The 13783-nt window shown below is 73.4% G+C and carries 8 protein-coding genes; 7 read left to right on the top strand and 1 reads right to left on the bottom strand.

Annotation, left to right across the window (positions count from 1 at the left end):
- The first annotated feature begins 155 nt into the window (after nucleotides 1–155).
- The 5 genes from AB0G35_RS13100 (at nucleotide 156) to AB0G35_RS13080 (ending at nucleotide 11355) form a co-directional block, all read left to right on the top strand.
- Entirely contained in the window at nucleotides 156–3476 is a 3321-nt protein-coding gene (locus AB0G35_RS13100) for an amino acid adenylation domain-containing protein (protein ID WP_360947831.1), read from the top strand.
- Nucleotides 3476–5500, top strand: a complete 2025-nt coding sequence (locus tag AB0G35_RS13095; protein WP_360947829.1) for a non-ribosomal peptide synthetase — start codon at nucleotides 3476–3478, stop codon at nucleotides 5498–5500. The genes AB0G35_RS13100 and AB0G35_RS13095 overlap by 1 nt, the downstream gene beginning before the upstream one ends.
- 52 nt (nucleotides 5501–5552) lie before the next feature.
- On the top strand, nucleotides 5553–7496 hold the full coding sequence (locus AB0G35_RS13090; protein WP_360947827.1) for a non-ribosomal peptide synthetase: 1944 nt from the start codon (nucleotides 5553–5555) through the stop codon (nucleotides 7494–7496).
- Nucleotides 7486–10494, top strand: coding sequence for a condensation domain-containing protein (locus AB0G35_RS13085; protein WP_360947825.1), 3009 nt, complete (start codon nucleotides 7486–7488; stop codon nucleotides 10492–10494). Before AB0G35_RS13090 ends, AB0G35_RS13085 begins: the two co-directional genes overlap by 11 nt.
- 297 nt (nucleotides 10495–10791) lie before the next feature.
- Nucleotides 10792–11355 (top strand): hypothetical protein, encoded by a 564-nt coding sequence (locus tag AB0G35_RS13080; protein ID WP_360947823.1) that lies wholly within the window; start codon nucleotides 10792–10794, stop codon nucleotides 11353–11355.
- A gap of 98 nt (nucleotides 11356–11453) precedes the next feature.
- On the opposite strand, the gene AB0G35_RS13075 is transcribed toward AB0G35_RS13080, so the two are convergent.
- Nucleotides 11454–12512: a superoxide dismutase gene (locus tag AB0G35_RS13075; protein ID WP_360947821.1), complete on the bottom strand. Its 1059-nt coding sequence runs from the start codon at nucleotides 12510–12512 to the stop codon at nucleotides 11454–11456.
- Between the two features lie 248 nt (nucleotides 12513–12760).
- Here AB0G35_RS13075 and AB0G35_RS13070 point away from each other — a divergent pair, with 248 nt between their 5' ends.
- Nucleotides 12761–13204 (top strand): MarR family transcriptional regulator, encoded by a 444-nt coding sequence (locus tag AB0G35_RS13070; protein WP_360947819.1) that lies wholly within the window; start codon nucleotides 12761–12763, stop codon nucleotides 13202–13204.
- 112 nt (nucleotides 13205–13316) lie between these two features.
- On the top strand, nucleotides 13317–13631 hold the full coding sequence (locus AB0G35_RS13065; RefSeq protein ID WP_360947817.1) for a hypothetical protein: 315 nt from the start codon (nucleotides 13317–13319) through the stop codon (nucleotides 13629–13631).
- Nucleotides 13632–13783: the final 152 nt, after the last annotated feature.

The raw sequence follows: 13783 nt of genomic DNA, 5'->3' as shown, positions 1-13783 counted from the left end.
GCCTCCCGCTTCCCCGTCCGGTTCCTCGTCCGACCCATGTCCTGAAGCCACCCCGCGGCCGGCCGCGCGATCCGCGGCCCGGCCTGCGCACTGCGCGCCCGGCCCGACCAGGCCGGCCGCGCCACCCCGATCCGACCACTCATCAAGGACCGCCCATGCTTCCGCTCTCCTCCTCGCAGGAGATCGTCTGGCTGCACGAACAGGTGCAGCCGGGCAGCCGTGCGTACAACTTCACCGCCGCACTCGACCTGTGGGGCACCCTCGACGTCGAAGCCCTGCGCCGCGGGCTCGCCGCCGTCCTCGACCGGCACCCCGGCTTGCGGCTGGAACTCGTCGCCGTCCCCGGGGCGGTGCCCGGCCAGCGCGTCGCCGAGGGCTGTGCGCCGCGGCTGCGGACGGTGGACCTGAGCGGGGCGGACGACCCCGACCGGGCCTTCGAGGATCTGCTGCGCACCGAGGCGGAGACCCCGCTCGACACCTATCAGGCGCCGCTGCTGCGCTGGACGCTGGTCCGGCTGGCGGAGAACCGGCACCGGCTCATCCACATCGAGCACCATCTGATCCACGACGGCCACTCCTTCGCGATCCTGCTGCGGGACGTCTTCTCCGTCTACCGGGGCCATGTCCTGGGCGAGCCGGTCGAGTTGCCCGCCGCATCGTCGTACGCCGAGCACGTCCGGGTGCAGCGGGAGAGCGGTGCCGCGGGCGACGAGGAGCGGCGGGCCGGCCTTGAGTTCTGGACCGGTGAACTGCGCGACTTCTCCTACGACATGCCGCTGCCCGGGCTGACCCGGCCGGGGTCGCGGCGCCGGCACCACGGCGGGCAGTTACGCCAGTCGATCGGCGCCGACCTGGCCGAACGGCTGCGGGAGCACGCCCGTTCGCGCGGTCTGACGCCGTTCGCCACACTGCTGGGGCTCTTCGCCGAGCTGCTGCGCCGGCACAGCGGCCGCACACAGATGGTCATCGGCACCGCGGTCGGCAACCGCCCGCGCGGGTTCGAGGACGCGGTGGGGATGTTCGTCAACACGATCCCGCTCCCGCTCCGGCTTGATCCGGACGCGCCGGCGGAGGAGTCCATGGACGAGGTGACCGACACCCTGATCCGTGCGCTGCCGCACCAGGAGGTGCCGGTCCAAGAGCTCACCCGGGCGCTCGGCCTGCACACCTCGGGTGCGGACAACCCGCTGTTCAGCGTCATGTTCAGCGCCCACGACGCGGAGCTTCCCGAGATCGACGTGCCGGGCTTGGACATCACCTTGTTCGAGGGCTTCAACACCGGCACCACCCGCTTCGACCTGGACGTGGTGCTGCTGCCGGACGACCGGCGCGGGGTCACGCCGCGGCACGGTGCGCCGGGCATGACGCTGGTCTGGGACTACGACGCCGACATGTTCGGGGAGGACGTGGCGAAGCTGCTCGCCGGGCGGTTCCTCGACCTGCTGCGGGCCTACCTCGACGCTCCCGGCACCGTCCTCGCCGACCTGGCGCTGCCGTCGGCCCCGGAACCCGCCCCGGCACCGGCCGACACGCCCCTCGCCACGGCGGTCCACGACGGTGCCACCCGTGACCCGCTGGAACCCGCCGCCGCCCACGACCCGTCACTGCCAGCGTTGCTCGTCGGCGCCCGCCGGATCACCTACGGCGATCTCGACGCGCAGGTGGACTCGCTCGTACGGCGACTGCGCGCCGCGGGTGTGACGGCCGGTCAGCCGGTGGCCGCGGTGCTGCCGCGCGGCGTCGACTCGGTCGTGACGCTGCTGGCGTGTCTGCGGAGCGGAGCGGTGTACTGCCCGCTGTCGCCGTCCGACCCGCCGGCGCGGCTGGAGCTGCTGCTGGAGCGGCTCTCCCCGGCCCTGGTCCTGACCCCCGCCACGGCCACCGGCACCGGCCCCTTGCTCCCCTCCGTCCCCGCGGGAATCCCGGTGGCCCCGGTCGACGCCCCGGTCCTTCCGCAGGCCCGGACCGCGGAGGTGGTGCCGGACACTTCGTACATCATCCACACCTCGGGCTCGACGGGTGTGCCCAAGGCCGTGGCCGTCGGACGGGCGGCGCTGGCGAACCATCTGACCGGCGCGGCCGAGCGGTTCGGCGTGGCGCCGGGTGACCGGGTGCTGCTGTTCGCGCAGCCGTCGTTCGACGTGGCGCTGGAAGAGGTGCTGCCGTCGCTGTACGCCGGGGCGTGCCTGGTCGTGCCGGAGTACGAGGTGCCGACCGGGGCCGAGCTGACCGAGCTGCTGACCGCCGCCCGGGTCACCGTGGCCAACCTGCCCACCAGTTACTTCCTCGCCACCCGCGCGGACCTGGCCCCCGCCCTGCGCGACGGCCGATGGGCGCCGCGGCTGCTGGTCCTCGGCGGGGAGCGCCTCCCGGCCGAGGTGATGCGCGACTTCCTCGTCGACACCGACGCCACCGTGCTCAATGTCTACGGCGTGACGGAGGCCGCCGTCAGCTCCACCGTCCACGAGATCACCCGCGACGGCCTGGTCGAGGGCGCGGAGATCCCGCTCGGCACCGAACTGCCCGGTGAGCGCATCCACGTCCTGGACCCCGGGCAGCGTCCGCTGCCGGACGGCGCGGTCGGCGAGCTGGCCATCGCCGGGGCCGGGCTCGCCGAGGGGTACGTCGGCAACCCGGAGGCCACCGCCGCCCGGTTCGTCACGGTCGACGCGCTGGGCGGGGAGCGGGTCTATCTCACCGGTGACCTCGGCTACCGGGGCCGCGACGGGCTGCTCTACTTCCTGGGCCGCCGGGACAACCAGATCAAGCTGCGCGGCTACCGCATCGAGCTGGAGGAGGTGGAGTCCGCCGCCTCGGCCGTGCTCGGCGGCCGGTCCTGCGCCGTCGTCCTGGACCGCGAGGCGCCCGGCGGGCCCCGGCTCGTCGGCTTCCTGGAGAACACCGGCCAGGGCGCCAACGGCCAGGAGTGGGATGAGCAGGCCCTGCACACCGAGTTGAGCCGTCGGCTGCCGGCCGCTCTGGTGCCGGGGCGGTGGGCCCGGCTGGACGTGCTGCCGAGGCTGGCCGGCGGCAAGCCGGACCGGGTGGCGCTGTCCCGTACGGCCGCGGCGCTGGAGCCGACGGTCCCGGTGGAGCCGGCGGCCCCGTCCGAGGAGGCCGTCGCCACCGGCCCGCTGTCCGACGATCCGCTGACGGCGCTGCTCGCCGACGGCTGGCAGGAGGTCCTGGGCCACCGCCGCTTCGCGTCGTCCTCGCACTTCTTCCACGTCGGCGGTCATTCGCTGCTCGCCGCGCAGCTGGCCGCCTGGCTGGAGCCCCACCTGGGTGCCCGCCCGCCGTTGCGGCTGCTCTTCCGCAACCCGGTACTCGCCGACCAGGCCGGCGCCCTCGCGTCCTTCGCCGCCGAGCCCCCCACGGCCGCGGCTCCCCCGACCACGACGACTGCTGCGACCGCCACGGCCGTTTCGGCCACCGCTGCCGCTGTGACCGCTGCGACCACTGCGACGGAGGCGTGATGCACCCGAACCCGACCACCCAGGCGCCCCGGACCGCGCAGGCCCCTCAGACCCGTCAGACCCTTCGTGCCCAGGAAGGGGCACTGAGCATCGCCCACGGCGCCACGCCCGCGACCGGAATCCCGGCCGAGGTGCTCTCCCGCTTCACGGAGTGGGCGGCCCGCTCACCCGAGGCGCCCGCGGTGATCGACGGCGCGCACACCTGGACGTACCGGCAGATCGACGCCGCAGCCGACGAGATGGCCACAGCGCTCCGGGACCGGGTCCGGCCCGGCGACCTGGTCGGCGTCTGCCTGGACCGTTCGGCCGCGCTGGTGGTGACCGCCGTCGCGCTCGCCCGGCTCGGCGCGGTCTACCTGCCGCTCGGCCCGCAGCCCGGTGAACGCCGGATCGAGACGGTCACCGAGGACCTCGACGTGGCCTGCCTGATCGGCGATCCGGCGCTGCTGCCGGCCGGATTCCGGACATCCGGACAGGGGGAACGCGGCGGGCACGTCGACCGAGTGGCGCAAGTGGTGCTGCCCCTGCCGGTGGCGGGCGCCAACGCCCCCGCGAAGGCCGTCGCAGCGTTCGCGGACGGCCCCGGCACGGGGACCCGTCGCGCGCCCTCCGGTGCGTTCTACGCCGTCCTCACCTCCGGTTCCACCGGCCGCCCCAAGGCGGTCGCGGTCGGCGAGGCGGCCCTCGGCACCCTGCTCCACTGGTACCGCACGGAGACCGGCCTGGCCCCGGGCGACCGCCACTCCCTGCTCATCGGCGTCGCCTTCGACCCGCACGTACTGGAGCTGTGGGCCGGATTGACGTCCGGCGCCGCGCTGGTGCCCGCGCCGGACGAGGTGCGCTGGGACTCGCAGGTGCTCACCGACTGGTGGCGCGAGGCGGCGGTATCGGTAGCGATCGGGGCCACCCCGATGATCGAGCCGCTGCTCGACCGTCCCTGGCCCGCCGACCTGACACTCCGTCACCTCATCGTCGGCGGCGACCGTTTGCGCCGCCGTCCGGCCGCGGACGTGACCGCTACCGTCCACAACGCCTACGGCCCGGCCGAGGCCACCGTCCTCGCCACCTCGTACGCCATGCGCGGCACGGACGCCGCCGAGGCGGACGGGGCGGGCGCGCCGCCGATCGGCGGGCCGGTGCCGGGGGTGACCGTGGTGGTCACCGACGCCGACGGCCGTCCCGTTCCCCGCGGCACCGAGGGCGAGTTGCGCCTCGGCGGACGGTGTCTGGCGCTCGGCTATCTGGACCCCGAACTGACCGCCCGCCGCTTCACCGCCCCGCCCGCGGATCTCGCCCTGCCGCCCGGCGTGGACCGGTTGTACCGCACCGGGGACCGGGTGCGGATGCGGGACGACGGGCTGCTGGAGTTCCTCGGACGCCTGGACGACCAGGTGAAGATCAGCGGCGTGCGGATCGAACCGGCGGAGGTGGCGGCCGCGTTGGAGCAGGACCCGGCGGTACGCAGCGCCGTGGTCGTCGCACCCCGTACGTCCGACGGCCGCGCCCGCCTGGTGGCGTACGTACGGCCGGCCGGCGGCGCCGGCCCGAGCGGTACGGCGCCCACCGCGGAGGACTTCGCCGACGGTGTGCTCACCGCGGTGCGGGCCTGGTTGCCCGAGCAGGCCGTCCCCTCGGCCGTACGCATCGTCGACACCTTCCCCCTGGACGCCAACGGCAAGGTGGACAGGGCGGAGTTGATGCGCCGGGCGACCGAGGAAGGCGCCGAGCCGTCCAGGTCGGATGTGCGACCCGACGGGTCCACCCCGGGGGAACGGCTGGTGCTCGACACGGTGCGCGATCTGCTCGCCCGCCCGGAGACCACGTTGGCCGAGAACTTCACCGCGGCGGGCGGCACCTCGCTGATCGCCGCCCGTCTGCTGACCGTCATCCGGCGCGAGACCGGGGTACGGCTGCGCGCGCCGGAGCTGCTCCGCCAGCCCGACCTGCGCGCCGTGGCCGCCCTGGTGGACGCCCGTCGCGCGGATGCCGAGGCGGATGCGGACCCGAAGCCGGGACGGGACTGAGATGACCACTCCTCTGTCCGCGCACCCCGACGACACCCGGAAGGAAGGGCCCGTGCCCACCGAAAGCACCCCGTCGAGCGAACCCGCCCCGACCAGCCTCCCGGCACTCGTGGCGTGGCACGCCGAACGGACCCCGAACGCCCTGGCCGTGGCGGACGGCGACACCACGCTCACGTACGCGCAGCTGGTCCGTGCCGCCCGCGCGCTCGCCGGGCAGCTGCGCCGGCGGGGAGTCCGCCAGGGTGACGCGGTGGCGCTGCTGACGCCCCGCTCGGCCCGTACCGTCATCGCTCAGCTCGCGCTGTGGTGGGCGGGCGCCGTGTGCGTACCGCTCGATCCGGCGCACCCGCGCCCGCGCAGCGAGGCTCTGGCCGCACAGGCCGGCGTATCGCTGGTCGTCGGGGACGCCAAGCTGCTGGAATCAGCCGCTCCGGCCGGTCCCGCCCTCGCCCTGCCTGACGCACCGCAGGACGCCTCACCGGTTGAGGAGGCCCCCGCCGAGGAACCGCAGGCCGACGGACCCCTCCCCGACGCCGCCGCGTTCATCATGTTCACCTCCGGTTCCACCGGTCGTCCCAAGGGGGTGGCGATCGCCCACCGCGCGATCGCCGAGCTGGTCAGGGCCCCGGAGTACCTCACCCTGACGCCCCGCGACCGGGTGCTGTTCCATTCGCCGCTGACCTTCGACGCGTCGACCTTCGAGGTGTGGAGCGCCCTCGCCAACGGCGCCGCGGTCGTGGTGTGCACCGTCGAGCGGCCCTCGTTCGAGGACCTGGCCCGGCAGGCGGAGCGGCACGGGGTGACGGTGGCCTTCTTCACCACCGCGCTCTTCCACCAGTTGGCGGTGCGCCGTTCGCGGATCTTCGCGCCGCTGCGCACGGTCGTGGTCGGCGGCGAGGCACTCGCCGCGCACCATGCGCGCGACGTGTTACGGGCGTTCCCCTGGTTGGAGCTGATCAACGGCTACGGCCCCACGGAGACGACGACGTTCGCCACGGCCCACCGGGTCACCGCCGCCGACTGCGCCGGCCGGATACCGATCGGCCGTCCCATCGCGGGGGCCACCGCGCACGTCGTGGACGAGGCCGGCCGGCCGGTCCCGGACGGTGAGCGGGGCGAACTGTGGGTCGGCGGCAGCCGCCTGTCCCTGGGCTACACCGGCCGTCCGGAGCTGACCGCCGAACGCTTCACCACCCACCCCCGGTGGGGCCGGCTGTACCGCACCGGCGATGTCGTCTCCCGTCGCCCGGACGGCGTGCTCGACTTCCACGGCCGTACGGACGACCAGGTGAAGGTGCGCGGCTTCCGGATCGAGCCGGGGGAGGTCGAGTACGCGCTCCGGGAGCAGCCCGAGGTGGCCGATGCCGCCGTCACCGTGCACCGCCCCTCCCCCGACGACGCCCGGCTGGTCGGCTTCGTCGTGGCCGCACCCGGTCGTCCCGTGCCCCGGCCGGAGGCCCTGCGCGACCGGCTGGCCGCGACCCTGCCCGCCCACCTGGTGCCCGACGAACTGACCGTCGTCACCGACCTGCCGCTCAACCCTTCCGGCAAGGTCGACCGTCGCCTGCTCACCGACTTGCGCACGCCGCACGATCAGGACGGTTCCGAGGATGCGGACCGATCGCCGGCGTCTGCCCCGGGCGGCCAGGACGGTGCGGAGAGCGCGGGCGGCACGGACGGTGCGGTCGGATCGCCGACGCCTCTCCCGGACGGCCCGCTGACGCCGCTGGAGCAGGCCGTCGCCGACGTCTGGGGCCGTTTTCTCGGCTGCGAAGTGACCCGCCCGGAGGCCGACTTCCTCGCCCTCGGCGGCCACTCCCTGCTCGCGCTCGTCGTCACCGACGACCTCCGCGAGGAACTCGGCGTCGAGCTGTCGCTCGCCGACTTCTTCGGCTCCCCCACCGTGGCCGGCCAGGCCGCCCTGGTCGAGCGGGCGTTGCTCGCTGCGCACGGTGATCTTCACCCGCACGCCCCGGAGGACACCGATGGCCGCTGACCACCCCGCCGCCCCTGCCCTCCAGGAGGAGCTGCTGCGCCGGGCCCGGGAACGTGCCGCGGCCCGCTCCGGCGCCCCGGGCAGGGCACCGAGGGCGCCCTTCGCCGATTCCGCCGACCGCGGCCCGGCACCGCTCTCCCGCGCCCAGCACCGCATGTGGCTGATGGACCGGCTCGGTCATGACGGCGCCTCGTACAGCGTGCCGTTCGCCACCCGGCTGCGCGGCCCGCTCGACGTCGAGGCGCTGGCCGCTGCGCTGACCGCGCTCGTCCGCCGGCACGAGATCCTGCGCACCCGTTACGTACAGCGGGACGGCGAGCCGTACCAGGAGGTGCTCCCGGCACCCGGGTCGATCGCGGTGCCGGTGGTCCCGGCCGACCCGGCGGACGCCGCACCGCTGCTGGCGGCGGAGGCCCGCCGCCCGTTCGACCTCGCCACCGGGACCGTGCCCCGCGCACTCGTCCTGCGACACGGCCCGCAGGACCACACCGCCCTCCTGACGTTCCATCACATATCCCTGGACGGACCGTCGTTGAACACCGTGGCGGAGGAACTCGCCGCACTGTACGAGACCGCCGCCCGACCGCGGGAAACCTCCGCTCCCGGGCCCGACCCCGCACAGCCGCAGCCCCAACCGCCCCAGTACGCCGACTTCGCCCGGCAGGAACACCGCGCCGCGACAGACCTCCTCGACGAGGGGCTGCGCCACTGGCTCGACCTCCTCGAAGGCGCCGCTCCCCCACGGCTCCCCGGCCCCACGTCCCCGCCCACCGACACCACCGCCCGGCCCACCGGGACGCACACCACACCGCTCGCCCCCGAGGTACCGGCCGCCCTGCGCGAGCTGGGCCGGCGGCACCGCGCCACGCCGTTCACGGTGGCGCTCGCCGCGGCCTTCGCCGCCCTGCACCGCTGCACCGGCCAGGACGACCTGGTGATCGGCATCGCCGGTACACACCGCAGGGGAACGGCGATGCGGGGGCTGGTCGGGCTGTGCGTCAACACCCTCCCGCTACGCGTCGACGCCTCCGGCGACCCGTCCGTCAGCACGCTGCTGACCCGGGTGCGTGCCGCACTGCTCGACGCCCAGCAGCACGCCGACGTGCCGTTCGACCTCATCGTGGACCGGCTCGGCGCCGCCGCGCGCGGTGCGGACGGAACGTCCCTGGTGCGGGTGACCGCGGACGTCCTCGGCGTGCCGACGGCGCTGCGACTGCCCGGGACGGACGCGGAGTACGTCGAAGTCGGCGTGGGGGAAGCCAAGTTCGACCTCTCCTTCGGCCTCGTCGACACCGATCGGCCGGCCGCCTTGGTCCAGTACCGCCGCGCCGCACTGGACGAAAGGGCAGCCACCGACCTCGGCGCCACCTACGCCGCGCTCCTCACCGCACTCGCCACCGCCCCGGACGACCTGCCACTCTCTCAACTATCCAAGGCCGATGGTCAACAGGCGTACGAAGCACCGGAGTTGGAGGGAGGCGACGTCCACCCCGCCGAGAGGCTGCTGCACTCCCACCCGCATCTCTCCGACGCCGCGGTGGTCTCCCCTCCCGGTGGCCCGCTGCTCGCCTATGCGGTCCTGCGCGAGCTCGGCGGCCCGTCGCCCGCCGAGCTCCGCGCCCATCTGCGGGAGCGCCTGGCGCCCGACCTGGTCCCGGCCGCCGTCACCCTGCTCGACGTTCTCCACCGCACCGCCGACGGCACGGTGGACCCGGCCCGGCTGCCCGGCCTCCCTCCGCTCCCCGCACCCGAGGGACCGCACACGGACGCGGTACGCGAGGGCTTCGCGGCACTCCTGGGCCGACACCCCGCCCCGGACGACGACTTCTTCGCCCTAGGCGGCCACTCCCTCGCCGCCGTCCAGCTCGCCGAACGCCTGCGCCGCGCCCTGACCCTGCCCCTGACCGGCCTGGACATCATGCAGGCCCGCACCCCCCGCGCGATCTCCGCCCTCCTCGACGAGCGGGCGGCGGAACGCGCCGCCGCATCCGCCCGACCGGCGCGAACCTGCCGAACGGACCGGACGGCTGAGGGAGAACGGACAGGGCACGCGGGACGGGCAGGGCAGACCGGCCGGCCCCGGCAAGGCACCGTCCTGGTCACCGGTGCCACCGGCGGCGTCGGCAGCTTCCTCCTCCGGGAACTCGCCGCCCAGGGACGCCCCGTACTGGCCCTGGCCCGTCCGGAATCCGCGCACCTGGTCGCCGCGGACGGCGTCGACGTCATCGAGGGCGACCTCACCGATCTCGACGGGCTGCGCAAGGCCGTCCGGAGCGCGGACGCCGTCATCCACGCGGCCTGCACCTTCACCCGGCCCGAGGTGGATGTGGCGGCGATGGACGCCATGGTGGACGCCTGGTCGCGGGGCCCGTTCGTCTTCGTCAGCAGCGTGGACGCGTACGGGCATCCCGTGGGCGGCCAGGTGGCCGAGGAGTCCCCTGCGCACGAACCGCTCAGCCCCTACGGCCGGGCGAAGCTCGACTGTGAGGCGCGGCTGCTCCGGGCGGCCGGCACCGCGGGCCGGGGCGGCGCGAGCGCGGTCCGTTCCCCGCTGGTCTGGGGCCCGCACGACCGACTGCGCGACCAACTGCGGTGGGGTGCCACGGGAGTGCTCTATCAGGCCGCCCGCGAGGGCAGGCCGCTGGCCCTCCCCCGCCCGGGCGCCGGCGGCCACGCCTGGTACGGCGCCCCCTGGGTACACGCCGCGGCGCTGGCCCGGGCGGTGGTCTCCTGCCTGGACGCCCCCGTGCACGGCGTGGCCAATGCCCTCAGCGGTCACGTCGCCTGGCGGGACCTCGCCGTCGTGCTGTCCCAACTCCTGGGCAGTGCCGCCGCGTTCGAGGAGTCGGACGATATCCACCCCGACCTCGATCACCACTGGCACTACCGCTCCGACCGCTTGTCACGCCCCCTGCGCCCGCTACCGGGTGAAGACCTGCACGCGGTTCTCGCCGCGATGATCACCCCGTCCCTGGACCGCCCGAGCGGCCGAACATGAAGCTTCGCCCCTCGGCCGTCCCTCTATCACCGCAGGTCAGCCAGCTTCCCAGCATCCATTGAGCGCGATGCGCGGACCCTTCCCCCTACTACCGGAGGGGTCCGCCGGGAGGCATGCCATGAGTGTCGTCAACCTCTTCCGGACCGCCGCCGCACTGGCCTCCCCCCTGGAGAAATGACGCGGGTCACGACAGCCGTTGTCGTGGCGAATTAGGTCTCGCATCGCCCCCTGGTGTAGAACTCTCCCGATCAATCATGATCACGTCATTCTTCATCGCTTCACGGGGGACATTTCAGCATGAAGCCAACTCACCGACTCCTCAGCACGCTTGCGCTCGTCACCGCGCTCGGCGCCGGCCTCACCGCCTGCGGCCCCGAGGACGACCCCTACGGCGACAGCGCCGGCTCCGGTGACTCCAGCGCCTCCGCCCAGCCGTCGAAGAAGCCGGCCCCGAGCGCCCCGAGCGACAAGGCCTCCGATCAGGCCGACGGCCCCGGGGACTGCGGAACGCCGCCGAAGCTGCCGGCCGGGCACAAGATGGTCGAGCCTGCGGTGCCGCCGTCGAAGGGCTCGCTGTCCGCCAAGGACGCCAAGCCGGTCTGCACGCCCAACGACTGGATCTACCACGGTCAGGGCAAGGCCAAGTACTACCTCTTCGCCGGAGACGTCAAGGCGGAACTGGCCACCGGATCCGGCAGCACGAAGTCGGTTCCCGTCGGCCAGCTGTGGATGCACGCCGGCGACTGCATGACCAACCCGAGCGCCGTGAAGGCGCCCTACAGCTGCTCCGGGAACATCTACGACATCACCCTGGACTCCGAGGGCGAGATCAACAGCATCAAGGAGATCTGGCACCCCTGAGCCAGACCAGTCGGACCGGACGGACCCCGGCGGGGCGCCGAAACCCTTCGTGCGTCCTCGCCGGGGTCCGCCTCGCCGGGGTCACCGGTCGGCCGGCATCAGATACCGGACACCACTGCCACCGTGAACGGGATCTGCGGCGTTCCCGACCCCATGGGACCGCCCTTGTCGAACTGGGACCGCACCACGAGGGTGCGCCCGTGGCTGCGGACCAGGGTGGTCGGGATCTGCAGCGCCGCGTCGGTGACCTTGCGCTCCAGGCGCGCCGAGGCGCCGTCGTCGAAGACGTGCCAGCGGCTGATCGTGTTGGTGACGTTGTGGACGACCCACAGCGTATTGCCGCGCAGCTCCAGGCCGTCGCCGTGCAGGACGTTCCCGCCGTGCAGCGCGACCCGTCGCACCGCACCGGAGCGCAGGTCGACGCGGTACAGCGTCCCGGCGGTCATGTCGACGGTCAGCAGAGAGCGGCCTGAGCGGTCGGCCGCGATGCCGTTCAGCGTGACGGCGCCCGCCGGGCGCGGGCCGAGCGCGCCGGTCAGGTCGTAGGCGGCGGTCAGGTCGGCCCGTCGGCCGTGCGTCGCAGCCCTTGCCAATTGCCGCGGGGTGACCCGGTAGAGGACGGACCGGTAGCTGTCCGTCAGGTACGCGGTCCCGTCGGGAGTGAGCGCGAGGTCGTTCACGAACGACTTGGCCGGCCCCGTGACGTCGAACCGCGCGATGAGCGCGCGGCTCCGCAGGTCGTACACGGCGACACCGGCGGTCGAATCGGTGACCCAGAGGCGACCGGCCCGGTCGACCTTGAGGCCGTTCGCCGTGGTCCGCCCGTCGGTACCGGCCGGCAGGAACACCTCGGCGGTGCGGTGGCCGGGTGTCGCCTTGTAGACGGCGCCGGTCGTATAGGAGCCGACGTAGATGTCGCCGCTCACCGGGTCGGCGGCGATCCCCTCGGGGTAGACACGGTCCCCCGGCAGGTCGTACGCGGCCAAAACCCGCGCACGGGCGTCCTGTTGGGCGGCGGCCGGATGGGCGGCGGCCGGATGGGAGGCGGGTACGTCCGCCCGGGCCGTGGCGACGATGGCGACGGAAGCGGAGGCGGCCGTCAGGGCCAGTGCGGCCGCGCCCAGCACATGGCGCCGACGCCGGTTGCTGCGGGACAAGAAGGTGGATACCTCGCGGGACAAGGTGAACGCCTCTCGGTAGCAAGGGAGATCCGGCTCCCGAAGCCAGGAACCGGAGCAAGCACGCACGGACCGGGGACCGCAGACCCCTACCGGCGATGAACACGAAGCTAGATTAGAACTCTAATATTCGTCAAGGTTCGAATACTCATCAAGGTTCGAAGTATCAGGTGTACCCTCACTCAAGGGCGGAGTCTCCCCCTGCGCACACCCGTTACGATGCGGAGATGACGTCCATGCCCGCGTCCGAGCGCCTCGGATCCTCCATCAAGCTCGCCGAGCGGGCGCTCCAGAGCGCCAAGCACGCGGCGCTCAAGCCGGCCGGACTGACGGTTCCGCAGTACGCGGCCCTGCTCTACCTCTCCGAGAGTCCCGGGATCTCCGCGGCCGCACTGGCGCGGGCCTGCGGGGTGACGCCCCCGACCATGAACACGGTGCTCAAGAACCTCCAGGAGCGCGGCCTCATCGAGCGCACCCCGCACGAGTGGCACAAGAACGTCCTGGAAACCCGCCTCACCGACCAAGGCCGGGCCGTCATGAACGATGCCGACGCACGTGCCATCCGCGTCGAGCGGGCACTGGCCGCAGAGTTCACGGACGAGGAGCGAGCAACGCTGGTGGCCCTCCTCGGCCGCTGCGCCACGCTGCTGGATTCCGTACGTCCTGACTGACCGGACGTCCTGACTGACCGGACGGCCCGACCGGCGAGCGTCTCAACCGGCGAGCGGCGGCCGGGCGGGACATCAGGGGTGAGGCCTGTGCCCCCTCGTGAGAAGCTGCAGCATGTCCAAGCACCTGCGATTCTTCTTCGAAGCCGGGGTGCCGCACACCCCACTGTGGCCCCACGAACTGAAGAGCCCGTACGGCTACCCCACCGATCTGCAACGGTTGCCGATCAGCTCGGCCACCCGCACCGAACTGACGAGACTGTGCGAGTGGTTCCAGTCCTCCCTCGACTGGAAGAACCCGGCCGGTCCTTCTCCGTGGTCCGGCGAAGAAAGGGATCTCTTCGACCAGCAGTCGGACGCCGCGCTGGAAGCTCTGCGGCGGGAGTTGGGCGAGGACTGGACAGTCAACGACGAGCGGCTGCCTTGGTGAGACCGACACGCGTACGGACCGGAACGTGGCCGGCCGCCCGGTGAAGCGCGGCACAACCATGGCGAGCAAGAGCCGCACTGAGGAAGTGAACGCGGATCAGCCGTCGGTACACGGCAAGAAGCCGAAGCGGGCACCCAAACGGTCAAGCACCG

Source organism: Streptomyces sp. NPDC021749, from assembly GCF_040640655.1.
Classification (GTDB): Bacteria; Actinomycetota; Actinomycetes; order Streptomycetales; family Streptomycetaceae; genus Streptomyces.
This window is presented reverse-complemented; position numbering and strand designations above follow the sequence as displayed.